Below are 23651 nucleotides of genomic sequence, written 5' to 3' on the forward strand. Positions count from 1 at the left end.
TAGAAGACTAGTATAATAACCAAAATTTGGTGACAATAAAATTTAATAAACATATAAGAAATGGTGATAATAAATAATAACAAATATCATATTAAGGCCAGATAGAGACTTGTTAATCCCAATTACATCGTGCAAGAATACAGCGGGTAGCCGTTAGAGAAATTTTGAGAATTAAAAAACATAAACAAATGGTAAATTAACAATCTTAATACTGCCATTGCATGGAAAAAAGAAATCATAAAACTTACAATACTAAAGAGAAATACTCACTCGACGTAAGTCTGACTTACCCATAACAAGATAGAAACATATCGTGTGCTCAAAGAATAAATAGACACCTTTTACAGGACAGGTAGCCGTCAATATGGAGACAAAAGAGATTGTGTTTAAATTAGAAGGAATAGTGCTATTTTCCCCCTCTCAACGTTGTTTAAATGGCCCAGATGGTTCAGTTGTAATATTAACTGAAAATAATCTTAGGTTTTTACAACTGCTGCTAAATGGGGTAACTGAAAAAGAAGAAATAATCAATCAAGTATGGAAGGAACAGCGCGGAGCAGTGAGTGAAAGCAGTTACTATGGGCAGCTTTATATGTTGCGTAAGGCATTCGTTCAGGTTGGGCTAAAAGAATCTCTCATCCATACTATTCCACGTAAAGGTGTGCGCTACACTGGCTCAGTAAGCCAAATAGCGGCATGTAAAGAAATTGAAAGCCCGCAGAGCGGTATTGATAATACGCAAGTAACCACAGAGCCAGAATCCTCATATATTCCTATGCCTTCGCTACCAATAAAGAGTGCGCCAACAGCGGTTCCTCATGCTCAAATTAAGCACAATTTTCTCCAGAGTCATGGTTGGAAAAAATTAATTTCTTTACTCGCATTTTTTTCTTTTTGTTGGCTCTCATTCCTCTCAGTCTTAATCATTATTATCTTATTCAATGGTAATAACCCGGCATCTTAATGATGCCTCTGTAATAAATGTGATTTAACAAGACTAAATGATGATAGTAAAAAGGTCTCTCGGAAAAAAAAACTGTTAAATAGCTACCACTACGAACGAGGCGAACATAACAACATATCAATTCGGGTAGTAGAGTAGAGAGACAAAATAGATACTTAATTTACTATAACGGGATAATCCCAACACATTTAACAAGGAAAATAAATCATGATGAACTTAATCACTAAAGGCTATGTTACTGCTCAAGTTAAAACCCAAGAGTTTATGAAAGATAATCGCGGTTCTATTATTGAATACGTGATGATTATTGCTCTGGCGGGTGTTCTTATTACTGCTGCCTCGCCTACATTGCAAGCTTTGGTTACTGACTTAGTTGCTGCTGCAAAGAAAAGTGTAACACCGGCCTAAGTGTAATACCGGGTAATGCATAATAAGTAAATTAGATTTAAACTATAACATAGCAACCTTAAGTTGCTATGTTATCTACATAAGTCAGGAATAGCATTGAATATATTTCAATCATTATTAATTACATTTTTAGTGATGCAATTACTGCTAATTTGCTACAGCGATATTCGTTATCGAATTATTAGCAATAAATTTGTAGTCACTATCGCTATCACTGCATTGGTTTTAAGTTTTATCACCTACAATACGGTAAGCATTGTGATTCCGCTGATAGCACTACTCACCGGATATATTATATTTCACTTTAATTTTATTGGTGGCGGTGACGTTAAGTTAATCGCTGTATTGTTATTGACTCTAAATTCCGGTCAATCACTCAATTTCATTCTCTATACTGCAATAATGGGTGGTGTAGTGATGATAATAGGTATGTTAATCAACCGAGATGATATTCAACAGAGAGGGGTTCCCTACGCTGTAGCAATTTCTGGCGGTTTCTTATTGTCACTATTCTCATAAGAAAAAGCACAGTACTTCAGAACAACACGAGGTTATGATTATGAATCGTAAGTTCCTTTTATTAGTATCTCTTCTTATTATCGCAATAGGCACCACTGGTATATTGTCAGGTTATGGGGATAGTAATAAAAAAGAAGGTGAATTAATAAAACCGAATATAGAAAAGGAAATTGCCATTGTTCTGGCACAAGCCACACATGATTTACCCTCTGGTTCCCTATTAACAAAAATGGATTATTCCATAAAAAAATCAGCAGTTCCTCAATCAAGTAAACTGATAAAAGATGACATTTCAGCAATACCTAACATTGATAGTTACTTGCTAAAACACAATATACTTGCAGGATCTTATATCACTCAGGATATGTTAGTCTCACCTGATAGTGATGAATTTAACTATCATAATTTACAGCAAGGTCAAATAATTTATAAGTTTAACATCAAACAACAAGATGAATATTTATTGGACACCCTGCAAATCGGTGATGTCGTCTCGTTTCAATTAAGAGCTCTGGAGATAGATAATAATAAAGGAATGGAGAATGGTACTGTAATTGAAAGCAACAGCATGAATAACAGAAAAAAACAGAGTTATTCATTAAATGAAATAATCACCGGCGTAAAAATAATAAGAATAAAAAAGCACTCAGAAAGAGAATTATCAGAAAAAAAATACAATAATCAAAAGACTGAAAATGCATCAGCAGGTTATATTGACGTTATAATAAAAACAGAAGATCTCGATGTACTACATATAGTGGAAAAGTCAGGTGATATATTTCTAACACCAAGTTATAAACCAGATGATAAAGAGAGCAGAGCAAGAAATTTATATGATGTTATCCCAAAACTGCGCACAACAAGAGAGTTAAGAGGATGAAAATAGCTGGACTAAACCAAAAATACTTTAATACACTATTTATTTTACTTATCATTGCTGTTTGCCAGATCACGATAAACAGAGCCATTGCCAAACCTATTTATCTCTCTACTGGTGAATCCTATATCATAAATAGCCCGGATGAAATAGAGACTATTTTTGTGTCTGCTGCGGCAATTGCAGACTATGAACTTGTTGGTAAAAACAGTGTTATTGTTTATGCAAAAAATGAAGGTGTAGCAGAATTTATCTTATTCGACCAGAACCATAAACCGATCACTAAATCTGTCGTCATGGTCAATAATATCATTACCTTAGCAACAAAAAGAATACAGGCAGAATACCCAGGTAGCATTATAGATATTAGCAAGATAGGAAATAGCTATATTTTAACCGGAACAGTAGAATCAGAAGAAGCCAGAGATACTATTGTAAACATTGTCGGTGAGGCTATTGGTAGCAAGAAAAATAAAGGTAGTGACAATCAATATATTAATACCAACGATTATCCTGGCATAGTCAATAAAATAAAATTACCACAATCTAATCAAGTTAATGTTAAGTTGACCATTGCAGAAGTCACTAAAGATTTCACTGAAAACATTGGCATAAACTGGAGCACAATAGGAAATAATGTTGGTGCATTTCAATTTTTCCAATTTAATGCAAAAGGAATTAGTACGCTGGTACATGCTATTAATGATGATGCTATTGCACGTGTATTAGCCGAGCCTAATCTTTCAGTATTATCTGGTGAAACAGCCTCATTTTTAGTCGGTGGTGAAATACCCATTGCTAGTACGTCACAAAATGGTGTCAAAATTGACTATAAAGAGTTTGGTATCAAATTAAATATTGGCGCTAAAGTGAATGATAAAAAACGTATTCGCATCATGCTAAATGAAGAGGTCAGCAGTATAGGCAAATCATTCAATGTCACTGGGGGAGATTCTTATCCCTCTCTAAGAACACGTAAGGCGGCAACAACACTAGAATTAGGCGATGGCGAGAGCTTTATATTGGGCGGCCTCATAAGTAGTAACGAAAGGGAGTCCCTCAAAAAAAATACCTCTGATCGGCGACATACCTATATTAGGTGCATTTTTTCGTAATGCACAAACAGAACAAAGTCAGACTGAATTGGTCGTAATAGCCACTGTAAATTTAGTGAATCCCGTTACCGAGCAAGAGGTGGAGCTACCTGATTTTATGCGAGCATCAACACTCGAACGTTTTTTTAACTTTACACCTATTATGCAAACAAAAAGAGAAGCGATTGCCAGAGAATTTCTGCGTAAAGGAGGGTTTATTAAGTGAGATTCTTAATAATAGGGAGTTTGATGTTTTTCTTCAATATGGCTCAGGCCGCATTAACCATCCAACCTGAAGAAAATGATTATTCATTAATACTGACAAAAAACAATAAAATTAAAGAAAAAATATTTTTAGCACCTAAATGTAACACCAGCAGATTTAAATACGCCGTTTGTAATTATAGCCTTAATGACTATCGCCGCTTTAGAAATAGTGAAGTTGGATGTGCAGTAAATAACAACAGGAATAAATCCCGTATAAATGGTGTCACATGCAATTAATTACAAATAAAGACCTAATAAGTAAAAAAGATACCAAGATAAAAAATACAATTGCTATTATCTCTAAAAGGAAATGGTTGATAGATAATGTCGCTGAAAAAATACGACTAGCTGACATGAATAATATTAAAGAAATAGAAAAAGATATACTTACTGTTTCATCAGTTAACTTACCCGAGCAAACTATCGGAATAATTATTGATATTGGCAATGATCACAATATAAAAAACATATTGGATTTAATAAAGAACTGTACACCACGCGAATGTTGGTGTGTATTAGTCGGTGATATTGACTCAATCAGCATTGCCCAACAATTCACAGAGCAAGGAATATTATATTTAAATATACAATCACAGTCTGCCGAACTAACGCAACTTCTACTGAAAGGTATTCGGATAGAATCAGATCGAAAAGCCTTTTTCATCAGCGTACTTGGCTGTAAAGGTGGGATAGGTACCACACTGCTCAGTTTTCATTTAGCTAATGAAATAGCACAAATAAAAAAAACTCCTACGTTGTTATTGCAAGGAAATCAAGGGTCACAAGATCTTGATCTCGTTGTAGAAAAGAAAATGAGTACTGAAATAACTGAATATTATAAAAACCTCAATTTAATGCGCTGCAAAGAAAACAAGTTAAGTGAGGTTGATGCAAAAACCAATAATAAACACAACTTCATTGTGTTTGACCAACCTATTCATAACATACCAAAAGAAAATATTACAGATTATATTGAGCAATCTAATTGTATTATTATATTACTCGATAACAGTATGATGTCAGTCCGTATTGCCAAAGAATTCATTGGAATATATGACCGTTTCAAAAGAGATAATAGACAAGCAATTAGATTAATACTCTGTTTAAACGAAAGCAGACCCGTCGCTAAAAGCATGTTGGCGACTACTGATATTGAATCACTATTAGAAAGAAAAATCGATATACATATACCCTATATATATAAAACAAAAGAATCACTCAGTGACCAGAACTATTTTGGAAGAAAAAAAAATAAAATAGATACCTTGGTTAAAAATACGCTAGGCATAAGAGTTAACTCCTCCTTAAAAAATAGAATATGGATAAACCGAGTAATTTCATCATTCATAGGAAAGAGATAGGAAATGAAAATATCATTAACCATTCAAGAATTAATCCGCGAAAAAATGCTGGCTAATATTGATATAGATAAAGTCGAGCATCTTGTTAATGATTACAACAAACTTAATGGTTTGCTGACTCAGACATTTTATGAGTTGTTCAATGACAATGAACATCAACTAACTACGCAGGATCAGAAAAAAATAGTTTCAATGATTGCGGATGAAATTACTGGTTTTGGGCCATTAAGAGAACTGATGGCAGATGATTCAATTAGTGACATTATGGTTAATGGCCCAGAAAAAATATTTGTTGAACGGTTTGGTTTAATAACATTAACCGACCGTCGGTTTATTAACAATACCCAACTGACAGAGATTGCTAAACGTTTAATGCAAAGAGTCAATCGACGTATTGATGAAGGTCGCCCACTGGCTGATGCACGTTTAATTGATGGCAGTCGCATTAATATAGCACTGAGTCCCATAGCTCTGGATGGCACTGCGCTTTCTATTAGAAAATTCAGTAATAACAAGCGAAAATTAGAAGACTTAGTTGATATGGGTGCAATGAGTAGCGATATGGCAAATTTTTTAATTATCTCGGCCAGTTGTAGGGTCAATATAATTATTTCTGGTGGTACTGGATCAGGAAAAACAACACTGCTAAATGCGTTATCAAAGTATATTGCTAAAAATGAAAGAGTTATTACTTTAGAAGATGCCGCAGAGCTGAATCTTGAGCAACCTCATGTAGTAAGAATGGAAACACGCTTAGCTGGTCTGGAAAATACCGGGCAGATCTCTATGAGGGACTTAGTTATTAACTCACTGAGAATGCGCCCAGACAGAATTATTATCGGCGAATGTCGAGGTGAAGAAACTTTTGAGATGCTGCAAGCAATGAACACGGGACACAGTGGTTCTATGTCCACACTGCATGCTAACTCACCCAGAGATGCTGTTGCCCGCCTGGAAAGTATGATTATGATGGGGCCGGTCAATATGCCTCTTTTTACTATCCGCCGTAATATAGCATCTGCCATTAATCTTATTGTGCAGGTTTCGCGCATGAATGATGGCACAAGGAAGGTGTGCCACATCAGTGAAATTATGGGAATGGAAGGCGATAACGTTGTACTACATAATATCTTTTCATTTAAGCCAGCCAGTACACGCAATGAACAGGGCAACATTCAAGGTGAATTTATCAATCATGGTTTATTTAGCCGTTCCTCCGTTAGAGTCAATGCCGATATTTACAATTTATCAAATGAATTAAATAGCATTTTTTCTGGGATGGAAAAATGATTTACTACATAGTCCTTTTATCCGGGGTATTATTACTCTTATTAAGTAATAACAAATGGATGAAAATAAGAAAATCCATTTGTCCTATTGATAACAACACCATCATAAATAATTATTTTTTAATTACACCTTTAAAAAAAATAATTTCAGAATGGCTAAAGTACATAAAAGAGACAAATAAAGAAAATAATAAAAAACATATAACATACCCAATAGCATACTCAATATGTATATTTTCAGTGAACTTATTTTATTTTCATCTCAACACCGTGCTTATTTTTATATTTATCGTGACCAGTATTATATATTTCCAAATAAAGGCAGCAAGGAAGAAACATTATTCTCTTTTCAAACAAGATTTCCCCGAAGTCCTTTTAATGATAAACATGGCGTCAAGTAGCGGAGCAAGTATTAACCAAGTGCTTGAGCGTTGTGGACAGGAAATAACAGGCCCATTAGGAAGTGAGCTCCGTCTTATTTGCCGACGGCTTAACCTTGGTGAGTCACCTGAATCAGTTTTTCACGACGCCTACCAACGCTTTAATTTTCCCGAGTTTTATTTTCTTATAACAATTATTCTGCTTAATCTACAGCAAGGAGGGCAATTAAAAGACTTGACCAATAGGTTATCCCAAATTATATCAAAAAATAAAACTGCAGAACAGAAAAAAGCAACTATGACGGCTGAGACTAGAATGTCTGTAAATATTATTTCTGTTATGCCTATAGCATTTTCTCTTTTGCTCTACTTTATTGACTCTACAAGTATAGAGTCAATGTGGAACCACCCTACAGGTAAGTTAATATTTTACTATATAATCATCAGTGAGATAATTGGAATTTCATTGATAAGAAAAATGCTCAGGAAAACGCTATGAAAATATTATTTCTAATAATAGCATTTTTGGGATTTATGCTTCTATTTAAAACGAAAGCAAGAGTAAAAAAAATATCTATATACAATAAAGTAAATGAAAAAGACAAACTGCAAGATAAAAAAGATAATAAAACAGAAATAAACAACCAGGCAAAAGAACTATCTGAATTTATAGCACTGCCATTTATACTTGAAAACATAATTTATTTTAAGACACTTATCATTGTAGTAAACCTGGTGATTCTAGTAATCTTGTTAAGCACGGGGTTGATAAATATCAATATTACAGTCTTTATTGTTTTTGGGTTAATAACCATTGTGGGGACTTTTTTTCTACCTAAAATAATAATAAAAAATATTCTGTATAAAAGAACTGAGTCTGTGCTTAAATCATTACCTTTTTTTATTGATATTACAGCAGCCTGTGTTCAATCTGGAATGACAATAGATGGAGCATTAAATTATACAGCCAAAAAATTTAAATTAATCAACCCAGACCTAAGCCTTATTATGATTAAAATGAGCAAAAGAGCTGAAATTAACGGACTAGAGCTAGCAATAAAAGAATTGCATCAATGCTCCACTGCAATGGAGATTCGTATGTTTTGCAGTGCTCTGCAATACAGCATCAGTTTTGGCTCAAGCATTTATGATCAACTTGCTAAATTATCTCAAGAGATGAGAGAAATGCAATTATTGGTATCAGAGGAAAAAGTCAGTAAGTTATCGACAAAACTAACTTTTCCACTATTTATTTTTATTCTTATCCCATTTATCGTTTTAGTTATATCACCCAGCGTATTGGAGTTGCTCACCCATGTACAAAAAATGTAATAAAATTATTATTCTTACCATTTTTACTCTGCTAATAAGTGGTTGTTCTTGGAATAACAAAATGAGTAAACAAGATTTTAAACACCGTGAAATTATTTTGACTAAAGCAAATAACCATGCTGGACTAATAACATTGTATCGTAATGAATTAAAAATAAAAGAAGATGATTCCATTAGATTAAAGTTGGCAAATTCATATTACCTGGCCGGTGATACTAAGTCTTCACTCTATTATTTGCGGCCAATAGCTAAAAAACAGGATGAATCTATTTATTTACTGCAGGCTAAAAATCTTATCAATAATAATGATACCGTCGCGGCTAATGATGTTATAAATAAATTACTAAAAATATCTCCAAATAATTCTGAAGCACATAATTTAATGGGTATTATTTTAGCTAACAATGGTGAAATTAACAAAGCTGAAATCGCTATTGAAAAATCACGAGAATTATTTATTGCAGATGAGACAGCGATGAATAATCTTGCAGTGATAGCAATGCTTGATAACCGCCATTCTGATGCAGTAAGAATATTATTGCCGGATTATCTGTCGGGCAAAAGAAACCGATTAACACTACATAACTTAGTGTTTTCATTAGTAAAACTTGGCGATAAGAAATATGCAAAGAAGATAATTACCGCAGAAAAAATGGCTAAAGATCCTGATGAATTAATATTAGCGCTGAGTCAGGTAACTCGTCCTTATCAAGATAAATTATCTTATGGAGGAGAATAATGCATAATTTAAACTCTCATTTTTTTCACTCGAACAAAGGGGCTGTTGCTGTAGAGTTTTCTATAATTTTTACTTTGTTTTTTTTTATGCTGCTATCTAGCGCAGAAATCTCTCGCTTACTTTATATTTCTGCCAGTTTAGACTTAGCGGTTTCCGAGTCAGCAAAATTGGCTAAAAATATAGAGAGAAATGATAGTTCTAACTATGGGGAAATATTACGTGAGAAATTAATCATACACCAAGGAGTATTAGGTAAGTTTATACTTGAGGAGAAAAATATCAGCGTAAGTGTGACTTTTAGTCGCAGCATTTCAGATATTATTCGCCTTAACACGTCAAATGATAATACTCTACCACTCGCCATCTATAGAGTTGATTTTCTATACCACCCCATTTTCTTCCCTATTTCAACGTCTTGGGCCAATACCCTATTATCGCGAGAGGTTATTTTTGCACAAGAATATTAACAAACAAAATATGATTGAAAATACTCATGGTGCGGTAATCGTTGAATTTACCATCGTAATTTTACTTATTACGATTTTTATAAAAGCAATGATATCTGTATCTGAATATTATTCTACTGTTGGCAAGCTAGACCGTACATCTTATTCCCTGGCTGGAATAATACGTGAAAGAACCAAGTTATATAGTAATGATAATGAACTTACAGTAAGACAAACCAACCAATTATGGCAATTAGCTGAAAATATGTTATCAAATTCAGGTATATCTAATCCTAATATGGCATTAACGATAGAAATATTGCACTTTAACCCAACAAAGTCATCTGCGATTGAAGATAAGGTTATTGATGATACTAAGAGTTTACCATTGAGTATTGGCGATTGTGAGCCGGTAATTCCCCTAAGGGAGTTAACACATTTATCAACTTTCAGTAATGCTGGAAGATGGATACCGCTATATCAAGTCACATTATGTTTACCTGCCCCAGTTTGGTTACAAACTCCAGGAGAAAATGAAACGATGATAAAATCCTCTGCCATCGCTATTGAACGTTAACCAAATAAACTATTCAGAAACATAAATACAAGAGTAAAATCTATTTATGAAAAAAAACAATACTGAGTTAAAACAAGGAAATTCATTTCAATTTTTTATAAAAAACGAAAATGGCACAATATTAATGTCATTTATTTTTTTCTTACCTATTTTTATCGGCTTGATTTTTTTGTCTTTTGAAATATCTTGTTTTATACAAAAAAAAGCCAAGTTATCTGATGCTATGGAGCAAGCAACATTAGCATTAACGGTGGAGAATAATAATATTCCAAGTTCAGAACAGGAAGTAAAAAATAACATACTTATTTCTTCCTTTGCCCATGCATATCTACCAGAAGAAACATTTTCAGAACCCGTAATAACTATAAATAGCAGTGCGAGTCATATGGATTATCATGCAGATATTACGATGAGTTACCCTGCTAAATTCTTAAATAAAGCATTTAATTTAATATCCATATCTGATATTAAGTTAGATGAGAGTGCGATAGCTAAAAAAAACACCTCTATTACTGCCATACCCACAGATGTGGTGTTTGTTACTGATTACTCAGGTTCAATGAATAGAGATTTTGACGGTACTGATATTGATAGCACTGACATTAGTAAAGTAAGAATTGTAGCATTACGACGTATTTTTAAAAATCTGCATAACGAGATACAGCAAAACGAAAATATTAATCTAGTTGGTTTCGTGCCCTTCACATGGGGCACTAAACGCACAATTGATAATAACAACACAACACCCACGCTTCTTTGTCATTTTCCATTTGTACCCAAAAAACACAGTCCAGATGGGAATTATTTAACGAAATATAATATATCAGGACTTAAAGAACTCCCTGGCATGGATAAAATTGTTAGTTTAAATATGATTAATGATATTAATTATGGCAAGTTAAGTGATAAGGAATATATAAGTATTAGCGAAGAAATAACCGATAAAGCAAACTATACCGACAGGGAGAAAGCCCTGCGTTATCTTTCAAGAATATATTACGTGAAGCTAGAGAATGTTATATCCCCTGTAATTGAAGAAAATATTGACTATGAAAAAACCATTAAGTCAATTAATGGCAGTGACCACACTATTGATATTCCTCTTTCTGACGTACGTGTTAATGATTTTTGTTTGAGAACATCTATGGCTCATACCTTTGATTCAAACAATATGGATGACAGTCAGTTTTCCAAGATATTAAACTCCCGTGCCAACGGTGGGACATTAATAAGCTCAGGTATATTGTCAGGTAATAACCTTTTTAAAGAAACAAACAATAACAATCGCAAAATAATGGTTATTCTTTCTGACGGTGATGATAATGACAACACTCATGCTGGTGATAATAGAATAAATAAAGATGCGCCATACCTTAATATCACTAAGAAACTTATTGATAATGGGATGTGTGAAAGAATTAAAGATAATGATATCAGAATGGTATTTATCGCAATTGGATACACACCAGATGAAAATATAGATTGGAAAAAGTGCGTAGGTGAGGGGAATTTTTATTTAGCAAGTAACGCGCAGGAACTGGAGTTAGATATTAATCGAGCATTAGCCACTGAGGATACTGAAGTTGGCCGTAATACGCCGAAAAATTGATATCAGGCGCGGTAATATGATATTTACCGCGCCCTTAAATAAACTATTTTGTCGCAGTGGCTTCCATACCGACTAACCCCACCTTGAGGTAGCCTGATTTACGCAGCGCATCCATTACGCTCATCAAAGTTTCATAATCCACCACTTTATCTGCTTGGAAGAAAATCGTGGTTTCTTTATTGGCTTGAGTCACTTTATCCAGCGCTACCGCCAAAGAATCGCGGTCAACCTGCTGATCACCAACATAAAGCTGGTTATCGGCTTTCACTGTCAGAAACACCGGTTTTTCTGGCCGCGGCTGCGGTATTGCTGAAGATGCCGGTAAGTCTACTTTGATATCAACGGTCGCTAATGGTGCTGCCACCATAAAGATAATCAGTAATACCAGCATGACATCGATAAAGGGTGTCACGTTAATTTCGTGTAGTTCACCACTTTCATCAAGGTTATCGTTCATCCGCATAGCCATAAATCACCCCGCACGCAATTGGTGAGGAAGCTTTGATGACTTTGCTTCAGCACTGCTGTTCAAATCAAGATCACGACTCAACAGCAAAAGTACCTGTGCAGCAACATCCCCGACCTGAGCACGGTAAGAACCAATCAGGCGAGCAAAAATATTATAGATAACCACCGCAGGGATTGCGGCCACTAAGCCAAGTGCTGTCGCCAGTAAAGCCTCTGCAATACCCGGCGCAACAACCGCCAAATTAGTGGTCTGGGAGTGGGCAATACCGATAAAGCTATTCATAATGCCCCAAACCGTGCCAAACAACCCGACAAAAGGTGAGATGGCACCAATGGTTGCCAGGAAGCCATTACCTTTGCCCATTTGGCGGCTAATTGCTGCGACCCGGCGTTCCAGACGAAATGCAGCACGTTCTTTAATGCCATTATTGTCGTCTGACTCTGCCGATAACAGGCGCTCGTTTTGGGCTTCACTCAATAATAGGCTGCTGATACTTTCAGTAGAAAAGGCCGCTGCGCGCTCAGAAGCGGTATCAAGATTAGTGACCGCGCCGATAACTTCATGCTCCTGCTGCAAGCGGCGACGGGCACGGAATAACTCAGTACCTTTGGAAAACAAAATAGTCCAGGTCACGATTGATGCCAATACCAGACCAATCATTACCGCTTTCACCACCACATCAGCATGTTGATACATGCCCCAAACCGAGAGATCCATTGCCAACCCTTGTGGCGCTGGAGCGGTTAACGGCTGAATCACCGGTGCTGAAGTAACAGGTGCCACCACTTCTGCATTGATCGGCGTTGCAGCAACTGAGGTTATTTCCGGCGTTGGTAATGGTGTTGATATTGCCGTTGTTGGTGTCGTAACAGATGCAGCGACTGCACCACTGTTACCCGGTGCTGCAAATGCATGCCCGGCGAAACCTGCCACCAGTAATAATGCCATCGCACCTTTTATCATTCGGCCTTGCGCGAATGATTTCTCTTTAATCATTTTGCCAGCTGTTTTCACGCTGTGCCTCCACCCAATCTGCATATCAATTTAAGGACGAAATCAGTGGGCGATCATATCAAACAAATCAGGGATTGATAGTAATTATCATTAGTATTTGAGCCTATTCTTTGAGAAAAAATAATAATATCCTTGATATCAGGGACTACCGCGTTTGATAGCCGAATAAGCATTCTTGGTTGTACATTCTGAGTGACAGGGAATGTAAAATAAAAACAGTTAATTAAACCCAAGAGCCCTTGCCATAAAACAAGATATACAGCCAATTACCAACCCTTAATAAATTCGTCATTTCATTACTTACACAGCATTTTTCCATTACAAACCCGTACAAAACAGCAAGTCGCCCTCTTTAGTTTTTTTCATGGTGAAAGCTGCCCTCACACCACAACCATCATGCTAACGTAAGGAATACATCCCAATAATGAATGCTGGCCAAGGAAAGATAGGCTTGGCTTATAAAAAGGTGACAACGCGATCATGTCTGCAAATAAATCCTCGACAGAAAAACTGGAAACAACGTTAGTGAGTGCTGGCAGGAGTAAGCGATTTACCCAAGGCGCGGTCAATACCGTCATCCAGCGGGCATCTTCTCTGGTTTTTGACTCAGTGAAAGCGAAAAAACAGGCCACAATTAATCGTGGAAATGGTGAGCTATTCTATGGGCGCAGAGGCACGCTAACTCATTTTTCTTTGCAAGAAGCCATGACAGAATTGGAAGGCGGTGCGGGCTGTGTGCTTTATCCCTGTGGCGCGGCGGCTATCAGCAATGCCATTTTATCCTTTGTGGCCGCAGGTGATCATGTGCTGATGACCGGTTCTGCCTATGAACCTGCACAAAGTTTTTGCGACAAAGTATTATCGCGCATGAACATCACCACCACTTATTTTGACCCCATGCTAGGGGCCGAGATAGCCACACTGATTACACCGCAAACCAAAGTGGTTTTCCTGGAGTCCCCCGGCTCTATCACCATGGAAATACAAGATATTCCGGCAATAGTGAAAGCCATTCGCGCCGTTTCTCCCGACATGATTATCATGATGGACAATACTTGGGCAGCCGGTGTGCTGTTTAAAGCATTGGATTTTGATATAGATATCTCCATCCAATCCGGTACTAAATATATTATTGGTCATTCTGATGCGATGCTGGGGATTGCGGTTGCCAATGCCCGCTGTTGGGAACAGCTACGGGAAGACTCTTATCTGATGGGGCAAATGGTGGATGCAGATACCGCCTATCTGGCCAGCAGAGGTTTACGCACCTTGAGTGTGCGTCTGAAACAGCATGAAAAAAACAGCATCGAGATTGCCAACTGGCTAGCTCAGCGCCCAGAAGTTGCGGCGGTCTATCATCCAGCCTTACCTGATTGCAAAGGTCATGAATTTTTCAAGCGGGACTTCACCGGCTGTAATGGTTTGTTTTCTTTTGAATTAAAACAAGAACTGACTCAGCAACAATTGGAAAACTATCTCGATAATTTCACCCATTTCAGTATGGCTTTCTCTTGGGGCGGGTTTGAATCCTTAATCCTCGGTTATCAACCCAAGGATCTGCGGGCCATCCGTAAGTATGAGAGTGAAGGGATTAAAGGAACATTATTCCGTCTGCATATTGGCTTAGAGAATGTGCAAGATTTGCAAGAAGATTTGCTGGCAGGGTTTGAAAGAATTAAAGTTTGAACGGATGAAAATTTGAGCGGATGAAAGCTTAAGCAGCTAGTAGTCATCCTATCTGAACCGAATAACTTGCTAACGCGCGGTGATAATAACCGCGCATTAATTATCTCTTACATAAATAGTATCAATAGCACATATATATCCGCTCAAAATTCAGTTATTGAGGATAAGATCAATGTGGATTAGCACCATTACGGATACACTAAGTAAGTCCTCACAATAATATTTTCACACGATAGGCAAACAGGAACAGCAATGGATGTATTACACGAAATCCTTCATGCCTTGTGGCAGCAGGATTTTAGTAAATTGGCCGACCCCAATGTTATCTGGGTCATTTACGGCATACTCTTTACTACCCTATTTTTAGAAAATGGTTTGCTTCCAGCCTCTTTCCTCCCTGGTGATAGCTTATTGCTCTTGGCAGGCGCATTAATTGCCAAGGGTGTTATGGCCTTTTTACCCACCATGATAATTCTGACTATTGCGGCCAGTTTGGGTTGTTGGCTAAGTTACCTGCAAGGGCTATGGTTGGGCGATACCAAAGTGGTAAAAAGGTGGCTGTTACAGTTACCAGTGCATTATCGGCAGCGCGCTCATAATCTGTTTGTTCGTCATGGTTTGGCGGCACTGATTATTGGCCGTTTCCTGGCATTTGTACGGACATTATTGCCAACACTGGCCGGTATTTCTGGGTTGAATAGCGCACGTTTTCAATTCTTTAACTGGCTCAGTGGACTGCTCTGGGTGGGCAGTGTCGTAGGGCTGGGCTTCGCTCTTAGCCATATTCCGCTGGTTAAGCATTATGAAAATCAGGTAATGACAGCGCTGATGATTTTGCCGATTGTTTTGTTGCTTGTCGGCCTGGTCGGCACCCTGGTTTTGGTGTGGTGTAAACGTAAAAGCATGACTGAATAGCTGCCCCGCAGCTAAACAGCCTTTTTTACTGTATTAAATCCGGCACTCACTCAGTTAGCCCGCAATTTGGCGACCTCTTCACTGGGGGTCAAGCCGAAATAGCGTTTAAACTCCCGGCTAAATTGTGAGGCACTTTCATACCCCACCTTGTTGGCAGCCGTGCTCGCTTTTAGTCCATCATGCAATATCATCATCCTCGCGCGATGTAACCGGTAAGATTTCAGATATTGCAGGGGCGAAGTGTTGGTCACTGCTTTAAAATTATGATGAAAGGCTGAGACACTCATATTCACATCCGCAGCCAATTGCTCGACATTCAGATTATCTGCAAACTGATTTTCAATACGCCGCAATGTCTTGGTGATTTGATTGAAATGCCCGTGTCGGTTCACCAAGGCCTCCAATGCCCCGCCACACTGACCGCACAGCACATAATAGATAATTTCCCGCACAATTTGTGGGCCTAGCACTCTGGCATCACGGGGATTCAACATCACATCCAGTAGCCGCTCGGTTGCGCACAGCATCTCTTCCGTCAGCACCGATGAGTTGACGCCAGAGGTATTACCGGAAGGTTTTTCCAGCTCATCCTCACCTATATCTATAATTAAATCCTGTAGCATCTGGCTGTCGATATGAATCGAAATCCCAGCTAAGGGTATTTCAGGGCTGGCAAAGGTTTCGCATTCAAACGGCAAAGGCACGGTCAGAATAAGGTAGTTTTTCGGGTCGTACTGAAACACTTTACTGCCCAGATAACCCACTTTATGCCCCTGAAATAAAATCACCACACTGGGGGTGTACATTACCGGGGTACGTGGTTGGCGGACGGTAGAGTATAAAATTTGCACTTTGGGGACGGCAGAGGGCGTTAAACCATTGCCCTGCGCCAAGCGGGCAACCATCCCGGCCATCTGTGACTGAGTCTCTGTAATCTCGACCATCGCGCGCTCACCTATTTCTGTTAACTAAAATAATCTGACATAAATTGTGCAGTATTATGCGACTTTTCTACAGCGATTTAGAGAAATAGGCAAGAGCAAGGCAGAAATGTGCATTGAGGTATAGCATCAGGTTACCGACAATGGTTACCAATCATTTTTATCCACAGTTGGAAGATAAACCATGCAAAATTTCACTCTTCATACCCCGACTAAAATCTTGTTCGGTACTGGCCAGATAGCACAACTGAATAAAGAAATTCCTGCTGATGCTCGTATTTTAATTACCTATGGCGGCGGCAGCATCAAACAAAATGGTGTCCTTGACCAAGTGCACCAAGCACTGAAAGGTTTTGATTTTCTAGAATTTGGTGGTATTGAGCCGAACCCGACCTACGAAACCCTGATGAAAGCCATTGAGATTTGCCGTGCGGAGAACATCAACTTCCTGTTAGCTGTCGGAGGCGGGTCGGTGTTGGATGGCACTAAATTCATTGCCGCTGGCGTCAATTATCCACAAGACCCGTGGCATATTCTGGAAACCACTGGCAGCGACATTACCGAGGCCATCCCGATGGGCTCCGTGCTGACCTTGCCTGCCACCGGTTCTGAAGCCAACAATGGTGCCGTTATCAGCCGCCGCAGCACCGGTGATAAACAGCATTTCTTCTCAGCACATGTGCAGCCCCTGTTTGCCGTGCTGGATCCAGCAGTAACTTATACCTTGCCGCCGCGTCAGGTGGCCAACGGCGTAGTTGATGCTTTTGTTCATACTCTTGAGCAATATCTGACTTATCCGGTTGATGCGAAAGTGCAAGATCGTTTTGCGGAAGGCCTGCTGTTGACCCTGATTGAAGACGGCCCAAAAGCCCTGAGCGATCCAAAGAATTACAATGTACGTGCTAATATTATGTGGAGCGCCACTATGGCATTAAACGGCCTGATTGGTGCCGGTGTGCCGCAAGACTGGGCCACACACATGCTCGGCCACGAACTCACAGCACGTCATGGGCTGGATCACGCGCAAACATTAGCCGTGGTATTGCCCGCACTCTTGGTGGCGAAGAAACAACAAAAACGCGCGAAACTACTGCAATATGCGGAACGTGTTTGGGGCCTGCGAGAAGGGACTGAAGAACAACGCATTGATGCAGCAATTGAAGCAACCCGCCATTTCTTTGAAAGCATGGGCGTGGCAACGCGCTTATCCGCCTACCAACTGGATGGCAGCTCCATTCCTGATCTTATCAAGAAACTGGAAGAGCACGGGATGACTGCACTTGGCGAACACAGTGATATCACTTTAGCCGATAGCAAACGCATCTACGAAGCTGCTGTCTAATTATATTATCTGACGGAAATCGCTGCGGTGAATTCCGTATCATAACTGGGGGTTATGCCCCCAGTTCACTCTCTAACCACTGTAATGTATTAACCCAAGTGTTTGATTCCGATAATAAACCTGCCAAATGCAAATTCGAAGAGTATTAAGCTAAGGAGATAAATATGGCAACACAACCCATTATCAAACTGCACGATGGCAATTTGATGCCGCAACTCGGCCTTGGCGTGTGGCAAGCCAGTATTGAAGAAACACAACTGGCTGTCAGCAAAGCGCTGGAGGTGGGTTATCGATCAATTGATACTGCGGCAATTTATAAGAATGAAGAAGGAGTTGGTAAGGCGCTGAAAGCAGCAAACATTGCCCGTGATGAGATATTTATTACCACAAAATTATGGAATGATAGTCAACGGAATCCACAGCAGGCGCTGGAAGAGAGCCTGGAGAAACTCCAGCTCGATTATGTTGATCTCTATTTAATCCACTGGCCTGATCCCACACAAGATAACTATGTGAGTGCCTGGCGCGAGTTAGCTGTGTTGAAAAAACAGGGTTTGATCCGCAGCATTGGGGTGTGTAACTTCAATATTCCTCATCTGCAACGATTAATTGATGAAACCGGCGTTGCCCCTACCGTCAATCAAATTGAACTACACCCACTGCTACAACAGCGCCAAATTCACGCCTGGAATGCCACACATCATATTGCTACCGAATCCTGGAGCCCACTGGCACAAGGTGGCAAAGGCGTTTTTGACAACCCCGTCATCCATCAATTAGCGCAGAAATACCATAAGACGCCAGCACAGATAGTCATCCGTTGGCATTTGGACTGTGGGCTTATTGTTATTCCGAAATCAGTGACCCCCGCGCGTATCAGGGAAAACTTTGAAGTCTTTGATTTTAAACTGCACAAAGATGAACTGACGGCAATTTCGAAGTTGGATAGCGGTAAACGACTGGGGCCAGACCCGGATGTTTTCGGGTCTGACAGCTAATTTAAGCCAGATTAATGCTGTTTTGCTTTCCCTCGGGTAGCACCTGAGGGCTTATTGACCGGCGCGCTATTAGTGCCGGTTTTGCTTTTACCCTGCTGATTACCTGATGACTTAAGCACTGATGAGCCAGTAGCTGCCGGCCCTTTTTTACTCGTAGCCACTTTCACCGCAGGCGCTGCATTGACTTGCCCACCTGGCTGGCGTTGGCGAGTAATTGACGTGTGCTTAGTCAGTGCCGGAGTATGCTGGCGATAGGCGCGGCGCGCTTCACGTTGCTCTTCCAACGTTGCAGCCGGAACCAAACATTCACGGCGACTGCCAATTAAATGTTGCAGACCCATCTCTTCTAATGTCGTGCGAATCAGCGGCCAGTTAGCCGGATCATGGTAACGCAGCATGGCCTTATGCAACCGCCGTTGGCGATCGCCTTTCGGCACAACAACATCCTCACTCTTATAATCCACTTTCCCCAGCGGGTTCTTACCGGTGTAATACATGGTAGTGGAGTTAGCCATTGGGGATGGATAGAAGTTTTGCACCTGATCCAAACGGAAGCGGTTTTTCTTCAACCAAAGAGCCAAATTAACCATATCTTTATCTTCCGTCCCCGGATGCGCGGAGATGAAATACGGGATCAGATATTGCTCTTTACCCGCCTGCTTGGAATAGGTATCAAACAGCTCTTTAAAGCGCTGATAGCTGCCCATCCCCGGTTTCATCATTTTGGAAAGTGGCCCTTCCTCAGTATGTTCCGGTGCAATTTTCAAATAGCCGCCCACATGGTGGCTGGCTAATTCCTTGATATAACGCGGATCTTCCACAGCCAGATCGTAACGAACCCCTGATGCAATCAGGATCTTTTTGATCCCTTTCAGATCACGCGCCCGCCGATACAGAGAAATAGTCGGCTGATGGTTAGTATCCATATGCTGGCAAATTTCAGGATAAACACAAGACGCGCGGCGACAAGTTTGCTCAGCCCGTGGTGACTGACAACGCAGCATATACATGTTAGCCGTTGGGCCACCAAGATCAGAGATAATGCCGGTAAAGCCAGGGACTTTGTCGCGAATTTCTTCAATTTCACGAATAATTGAGTCTTCTGAGCGGCTCTGAATAATCCGCCCTTCGTGTTCAGTAATTGAACAGAATGAGCAGCCGCCATAACAGCCGCGCATGATATTGATTGAGAAGCGAATCATATCATAGGCAGGAATGGGTGATTTTCCATAGGATGGGTGTGGCACGCGCTGGTAAGGGAGCGCAAAGACACTGTCCATTTCTTCGGTACTAAGCGGAATAGCCGGTGGGTTGATCCAGATATAGCGATCGCCATGTTTTTGCATCAAAGCCCGCGCACAACCGGGGTTAGTTTCATGATGCAAAATCCGTGAGGTATGGGCATATAACACTTTGTCTGCTTTCACTTTTTCATAGGATGGCAGCAAAACATACGTTTTTTCCCACGGCTTTGGTTTAGCTGCTTGCACGGTGATCGGCTTGGCTTCCGGTTCCGGAATACTGTCCGTCGCACAGGGCAAATCTTCGCCATACGGATTAGGGATAGCTTCAATACGGCCCGGTTTATCCAGACGAGTTGAATCTACACCACTCCAGCCAGGCAATGCGGTCTTACGCATCACGACAGTATTGCGAACATCTTGAATATCAGCGATTTTCTCGCCATTTGCCAGGCGGTGCGCCACTTCCACCAAAGGCCGTTCACCATTGCCATACACCAGCATGTCCGCTTTGGCATCAACGATAACCGAGCGGCGCACGGTATCTGACCAATAATCATAATGAGCAATGCGCCGTAAGCTGGCTTCAATACCGCCGAGCAATACCGGTACATGGCTGTAGGCCTCCTTGCAGCGCTGGCTGTACACCAACGTGGCTCGGTCTGGCCGCTTACCGCCTTCATTATCCGGTGTGTAAGCATCATCATGACGCAACTTTCGATCTGCGGTATAGCGGTTGATCATCGAGTCCATATTGCCAGCGGTAACCCCGAAGAATAGATTCGGTTCACCCAAGCGCATAAAATCGTCTTTATTTGTCCAATCTGGCTGAGCAATAATTCCCACACGGAAGCCCTGAGCCTCTAACATGCGGCCAATAATTGCCATCCCAAAGCTTGGATGGTCTACATAGGCATCGCCAGTGACGACAATAATGTCACAGCTATCCCAGCCTAATATGTCCATTTCTGCGCGAGACATCGGTAAAAATGGCGCAGTGCCATAGCATTCAGCCCAATAAGGCTGATAAGAAAACAGGTCACGCTCTGGCTGGATCAGGCTGGCACTCATGGCAACACTCTTTGAATTGTGAAAAGTTGAGGTGGTTCGGGTTAAGAAATCATCACCGGGCGGCGATTATACGCATTTATCCATGAAAAGAGGAAGGATATCTATTTTGAATGTGGAGCCGGGGGTTAGGTTCGTTTGAGATAAGATTAGCAATGGCCATATCTCCAATGCCTCCACCGCCGAAGGAGTCGCACATGACTCCTGGAGGGAACTCCGCATTAGGGCAAAAATACCTGAGCAATGGCTCGTAACGCCCATAAAATGCAGAAGACTTACCCGCAGGGCAATATTTCTCACCCGCCGCAGATAAAGGTGGGCCGGCCTGCCCTCCAGCTCGGTTTAAGCGGCGGAGAACAGGGGCACAGAATATATATTAATCCAAACCTACTGCGCTATTTATGATAGCCCAAACCTTCGCTAATTTATGTTAGCCAAAACCTTAACCTATCGTCTGTGCTGCCTGTGTCACCAACTGCCCGGCTGACCCACGATCCGCCATCTCCAGAGTCTGGCTGTGGAACAAGAAGGGGAAATGCTCGGAAGAAACCTGATTGAAATACACCAGTAACTCCACATTACCATCAACCCAGACGGTATCTTTCCAGCCACGATCTTCTGCCATCGCCGGTGCGCCATTCACATTCTTCACCAAGAATGAAACACCTTGAATATGAAATGCTTGTGGCATATCGGCATGTATTGTCCAACGTTCCCAAGTCCCTTGCTGGGCTTGGGCATCCACCCGGCTCATATCCCAGATAACACCATTGATGCCGGGCAAATCATCCCCCAAACGGAACTCGCGGGTGCGCACTACACTGCCGTCCAGAATCTGGTCAGACAGCAAGCGCATTGGCAGATTGTCGGTGACCAAAGGTAATAAACCTGTGGGTTTTAATGTCAGAACCAGGGTAGAAATCAAGATACTTGAGGGTTCAAATAACCCGCGCAGGCGATCCATAATCCCGGCTGATTCACCCGCCGTAATGGAGACCTCGCTCCCCTGTGACATGTCAATCACCACTTCACGCCGTTCACCCGGTGCTAACGAGAGCTGCTGTACCGCGACAGGTGCCGGCAGGAAGCCCTGGTCACTGGCGACCACATGCAGCGGACGACCATCACTAAGTTGTAAGGTATAGCGGCGAGCATTGGAAGCATTCAATAAACGTAACCGCACCCAACCACGGGAAACTTCAACAAATGGGCTTTGGGCGCCGTTAACCAGCAAGGTATCCCCGATAAAGCCGCCTTTAGCAGGTGGGTCATATTCCGGAACACCAAAGTTATCCAGCCGTTTATCCTGAATAATAATCGGAAAATCATCAACACCATAATGGCTCGGAAGCGGCATCGCTTTGCTGATTTCATCTTCCACCAGCCACATACCAGCCAACCCGTTATAGACATGAGGTGCCATGCGATTAGGCGTGTTGGCATGATACCAACAGGTGGCGGCAGGTTGCCGTACAGGTAATACCGGAGACCAGTCAACGCCAGGAGAAATCATGCGCGCCGCACCGCCCATCAACGTACCTGGGACTTGCAAGCCGCTGATGGTCATGGATACCGGTTCAGTCAAACGGTTGCTGTAAATTAGCTTAACGTCATCGCCACTAAAAACCCGGACTGTCGGGCCCAAATACCTTCCGTTAATGCCCCATACAGCTGCTTTTTGCCCGCCACTGAATGCCCAATGTGCCCGTTGCAAAGTCAAAAACAGCGGCTGACCGCGGCGAGACTCCAATAAGGGGGGAACAGGTAATGAGGGTTGTTGGGTACTATTAGCCTGTGCCCTCAATGGCAGCGAGCCAGCGCCTAGCGCTAAACCCGCAGCCTGAATGAACTGGCGACGACTGAATGACATATCTTCTCCGTGAAAATCACAATCAAACTTACTGCAAAATTTTGCCTGACTGCGAATAACGCTGAAGGACGGCAAAACGCTCACGACCAGAGTCGTTTAAATGAAAATCCAAAATTTACTTCAGGCCAAATAATCAGCGCAAAAATAATTGGGTGGTAGGCACCAACATAGCCATTCCCACCCAAGTTGGGCGGCAACTGAATAACACATTGGTCAGGAACCTACTTGAACCGCCCCAGTACTCG

Annotated in this window: 22 protein-coding genes and 1 pseudogene; 18 read left to right on the forward strand and 5 right to left on the reverse strand. The window is 40.9% G+C overall.

Annotated elements, in window-relative coordinates; translation table 11 throughout:
• Nucleotides 1-364 precede the first annotated feature (364 nt).
• The 14 genes and pseudogenes from YROHD0001_RS09945 to YROHD0001_RS20450 all read left to right on the forward strand — a co-directional run bounded on the left by YROHD0001_RS09945 (nucleotide 365) and on the right by YROHD0001_RS20450 (nucleotide 11862).
• Entirely contained in the window at nucleotides 365-964 is a 600-nt protein-coding gene (locus tag YROHD0001_RS09945) for a winged helix-turn-helix domain-containing protein (protein WP_004714467.1), read from the forward strand.
• A gap of 207 nt (nucleotides 965-1171) precedes the next feature.
• On the forward strand, nucleotides 1172-1372 hold the full coding sequence (locus YROHD0001_RS09940; protein ID WP_004714468.1) for a hypothetical protein: 201 nt from the start codon (nucleotides 1172-1174) through the stop codon (nucleotides 1370-1372).
• 96 nt (nucleotides 1373-1468) lie between these two features.
• Complete coding sequence (locus YROHD0001_RS09935) at nucleotides 1469-1891, forward strand: A24 family peptidase (RefSeq protein WP_004714469.1); 423 nt, start codon at nucleotides 1469-1471, stop codon at nucleotides 1889-1891.
• Nucleotides 1892-1931: 40 nt separating this feature from the next.
• Entirely contained in the window at nucleotides 1932-2771 is an 840-nt protein-coding gene (locus YROHD0001_RS09930; protein WP_032816755.1) for a hypothetical protein, read from the forward strand.
• Nucleotides 2768-4088, forward strand: a pseudogene (locus YROHD0001_RS20290) (type II and III secretion system protein family protein). Before YROHD0001_RS09930 ends, YROHD0001_RS20290 begins: the two are co-directional and overlap by 4 nt.
• Before the next feature lie 23 nt (nucleotides 4089-4111).
• On the forward strand, nucleotides 4112-4366 hold the full coding sequence (locus YROHD0001_RS09925; protein ID WP_004714473.1) for a hypothetical protein: 255 nt from the start codon (nucleotides 4112-4114) through the stop codon (nucleotides 4364-4366).
• Nucleotides 4357-5490, forward strand: coding sequence for a CpaE/TadZ family protein (locus YROHD0001_RS09920; protein ID WP_032816758.1), 1134 nt, complete (start codon nucleotides 4357-4359; stop codon nucleotides 5488-5490). The genes YROHD0001_RS09925 and YROHD0001_RS09920 overlap by 10 nt, the downstream gene beginning before the upstream one ends.
• A 3-nt stretch (nucleotides 5491-5493) precedes the next feature.
• On the forward strand, nucleotides 5494-6780 hold the full coding sequence (locus YROHD0001_RS09915) for a TadA family conjugal transfer-associated ATPase (RefSeq protein WP_004714475.1): 1287 nt from the start codon (nucleotides 5494-5496) through the stop codon (nucleotides 6778-6780).
• Nucleotides 6777-7658, forward strand: coding sequence for a type II secretion system F family protein (locus YROHD0001_RS09910; RefSeq protein ID WP_032816760.1), 882 nt, complete (start codon nucleotides 6777-6779; stop codon nucleotides 7656-7658). The genes YROHD0001_RS09915 and YROHD0001_RS09910 overlap by 4 nt, the downstream gene beginning before the upstream one ends.
• Entirely contained in the window at nucleotides 7655-8491 is an 837-nt protein-coding gene (locus YROHD0001_RS09905) for a type II secretion system F family protein (protein ID WP_032816762.1), read from the forward strand. The genes YROHD0001_RS09910 and YROHD0001_RS09905 overlap by 4 nt, the downstream gene beginning before the upstream one ends.
• Nucleotides 8475-9230, forward strand: a complete 756-nt coding sequence (locus tag YROHD0001_RS09900; protein WP_032816764.1) for a tetratricopeptide repeat protein — start codon at nucleotides 8475-8477, stop codon at nucleotides 9228-9230. Before YROHD0001_RS09905 ends, YROHD0001_RS09900 begins: the two co-directional genes overlap by 17 nt.
• The gene (locus YROHD0001_RS0117795) at nucleotides 9230-9697 is read left to right on the forward strand and encodes a TadE/TadG family type IV pilus assembly protein (protein WP_032816765.1); all 468 of its coding nucleotides are present in this window, start codon (nucleotides 9230-9232) and stop codon (nucleotides 9695-9697) included. The genes YROHD0001_RS09900 and YROHD0001_RS0117795 overlap by 1 nt, the downstream gene beginning before the upstream one ends.
• Nucleotides 9681-10253 (forward strand): tight adherence pilus pseudopilin TadF, encoded by a 573-nt coding sequence (tadF, locus tag YROHD0001_RS09895; protein ID WP_032816767.1) that lies wholly within the window; start codon nucleotides 9681-9683, stop codon nucleotides 10251-10253. Before YROHD0001_RS0117795 ends, tadF begins: the two co-directional genes overlap by 17 nt.
• Before the next feature lie 46 nt (nucleotides 10254-10299).
• Complete coding sequence (locus YROHD0001_RS20450) at nucleotides 10300-11862, forward strand: TadE/TadG family type IV pilus assembly protein (RefSeq protein WP_004714480.1); 1563 nt, start codon at nucleotides 10300-10302, stop codon at nucleotides 11860-11862.
• Nucleotides 11863-11905: 43 nt separating this feature from the next.
• On the opposite strand, the gene exbD is transcribed toward YROHD0001_RS20450, so the two are convergent.
• A complete protein-coding gene (gene exbD, locus YROHD0001_RS09885; RefSeq protein WP_032816769.1) occupies nucleotides 11906-12331 on the reverse strand; it encodes a TonB system transport protein ExbD in 426 nt (141 codons plus the stop codon).
• Nucleotides 12332-12334: 3 nt separating this feature from the next.
• Nucleotides 12335-13345: a tol-pal system-associated acyl-CoA thioesterase gene (gene exbB, locus YROHD0001_RS0117800; protein WP_004714482.1), complete on the reverse strand. Its 1011-nt coding sequence runs from the start codon at nucleotides 13343-13345 to the stop codon at nucleotides 12335-12337.
• A 480-nt stretch (nucleotides 13346-13825) separates the two neighbouring features.
• On the opposite strand from exbB, the gene metC reads away from it, so the two are divergent.
• Nucleotides 13826-15031: a cystathionine beta-lyase gene (metC, locus tag YROHD0001_RS09880; RefSeq protein WP_004714483.1), complete on the forward strand. Its 1206-nt coding sequence runs from the start codon at nucleotides 13826-13828 to the stop codon at nucleotides 15029-15031.
• 252 nt (nucleotides 15032-15283) lie between these two features.
• Nucleotides 15284-15946, forward strand: coding sequence for a DedA family protein (locus YROHD0001_RS09875; RefSeq protein WP_004714484.1), 663 nt, complete (start codon nucleotides 15284-15286; stop codon nucleotides 15944-15946).
• Nucleotides 15947-15996: 50 nt separating this feature from the next.
• Here the strand turns inward: YROHD0001_RS09875 and YROHD0001_RS09870 are convergent, their stop codons facing one another.
• A complete protein-coding gene (locus YROHD0001_RS09870; RefSeq protein WP_004714485.1) occupies nucleotides 15997-16890 on the reverse strand; it encodes an AraC family transcriptional regulator in 894 nt (297 codons plus the stop codon).
• 181 nt (nucleotides 16891-17071) lie between these two features.
• On the opposite strand from YROHD0001_RS09870, the gene yqhD reads away from it, so the two are divergent.
• Both yqhD and dkgA read left to right on the forward strand, forming a co-directional pair.
• Nucleotides 17072-18229 carry an alcohol dehydrogenase gene (gene yqhD / locus YROHD0001_RS09865; RefSeq protein ID WP_004714486.1) on the forward strand — a complete coding sequence of 386 codons (1158 nt, stop codon included), beginning with the start codon at nucleotides 17072-17074 and terminating at the stop codon, nucleotides 18227-18229.
• A gap of 164 nt (nucleotides 18230-18393) precedes the next feature.
• Entirely contained in the window at nucleotides 18394-19227 is an 834-nt protein-coding gene (dkgA, locus tag YROHD0001_RS09860) for a 2,5-didehydrogluconate reductase DkgA (protein WP_004714487.1), read from the forward strand.
• 11 nt (nucleotides 19228-19238) lie between these two features.
• Here the strand turns inward: dkgA and YROHD0001_RS09855 are convergent, their stop codons facing one another.
• On the reverse strand, nucleotides 19239-21539 hold the full coding sequence (locus YROHD0001_RS09855) for a YgiQ family radical SAM protein (RefSeq protein ID WP_004714488.1): 2301 nt from the start codon (nucleotides 21537-21539) through the stop codon (nucleotides 19239-19241).
• A 439-nt stretch (nucleotides 21540-21978) separates the two neighbouring features.
• Nucleotides 21979-23406, reverse strand: coding sequence for a cell division protein FtsP (gene ftsP, locus YROHD0001_RS09850; RefSeq protein WP_004714489.1), 1428 nt, complete (start codon nucleotides 23404-23406; stop codon nucleotides 21979-21981).
• Nucleotides 23407-23651 lie beyond the last annotated feature (245 nt).

The sequence above is a fragment of the Yersinia rohdei ATCC 43380 genome (assembly GCF_000173775.1).
GTDB lineage: Bacteria > Pseudomonadota > Gammaproteobacteria > Enterobacterales > Enterobacteriaceae > Yersinia > Yersinia rohdei.

Bases quoted from the DNA above. Each gene is read 5' to 3' on its own strand.
- YROHD0001_RS09945 (WP_004714467.1), top strand. From the start codon at position 365: ATGGAGACAAAAGAGATTGTGTTTAAATTAGAAGGAATAGTGCTATTT.
- YROHD0001_RS09940 (WP_004714468.1), top strand. From the start codon at position 1,172: ATGATGAACTTAATCACTAAAGGCTATGTTACTGCTCAAGTTAAAACC.
- YROHD0001_RS09930 (WP_032816755.1), top strand. From the start codon at position 1,932: ATGAATCGTAAGTTCCTTTTATTAGTATCTCTTCTTATTATCGCAATA.
- YROHD0001_RS09925 (WP_004714473.1), top strand. From the start codon at position 4,112: ATGTTTTTCTTCAATATGGCTCAGGCCGCATTAACCATCCAACCTGAA.
- YROHD0001_RS09920 (WP_032816758.1), top strand. From the start codon at position 4,357: ATGCAATTAATTACAAATAAAGACCTAATAAGTAAAAAAGATACCAAG.
- YROHD0001_RS09915 (WP_004714475.1), top strand. From the start codon at position 5,494: ATGAAAATATCATTAACCATTCAAGAATTAATCCGCGAAAAAATGCTG.
- YROHD0001_RS09910 (WP_032816760.1), top strand. From the start codon at position 6,777: ATGATTTACTACATAGTCCTTTTATCCGGGGTATTATTACTCTTATTA.
- YROHD0001_RS09905 (WP_032816762.1), top strand. From the start codon at position 7,655: ATGAAAATATTATTTCTAATAATAGCATTTTTGGGATTTATGCTTCTA.
- YROHD0001_RS09900 (WP_032816764.1), top strand. From the start codon at position 8,475: ATGTACAAAAAATGTAATAAAATTATTATTCTTACCATTTTTACTCTG.
- YROHD0001_RS0117795 (WP_032816765.1), top strand. From the start codon at position 9,230: ATGCATAATTTAAACTCTCATTTTTTTCACTCGAACAAAGGGGCTGTT.
- YROHD0001_RS20450 (WP_004714480.1), top strand. From the start codon at position 10,300: ATGAAAAAAAACAATACTGAGTTAAAACAAGGAAATTCATTTCAATTT.
- exbD (WP_032816769.1), bottom strand. From the start codon at position 12,331: ATGGCTATGCGGATGAACGATAACCTTGATGAAAGTGGTGAACTACAC.
- metC (WP_004714483.1), top strand. From the start codon at position 13,826: ATGTCTGCAAATAAATCCTCGACAGAAAAACTGGAAACAACGTTAGTG.
- YROHD0001_RS09875 (WP_004714484.1), top strand. From the start codon at position 15,284: ATGGATGTATTACACGAAATCCTTCATGCCTTGTGGCAGCAGGATTTT.
- YROHD0001_RS09870 (WP_004714485.1), bottom strand. From the start codon at position 16,890: ATGGTCGAGATTACAGAGACTCAGTCACAGATGGCCGGGATGGTTGCC.
- yqhD (WP_004714486.1), top strand. From the start codon at position 17,072: ATGCAAAATTTCACTCTTCATACCCCGACTAAAATCTTGTTCGGTACT.
- dkgA (WP_004714487.1), top strand. From the start codon at position 18,394: ATGGCAACACAACCCATTATCAAACTGCACGATGGCAATTTGATGCCG.
- YROHD0001_RS09855 (WP_004714488.1), bottom strand. From the start codon at position 21,539: ATGAGTGCCAGCCTGATCCAGCCAGAGCGTGACCTGTTTTCTTATCAG.
- ftsP (WP_004714489.1), bottom strand. From the start codon at position 23,406: ATGTCATTCAGTCGTCGCCAGTTCATTCAGGCTGCGGGTTTAGCGCTA.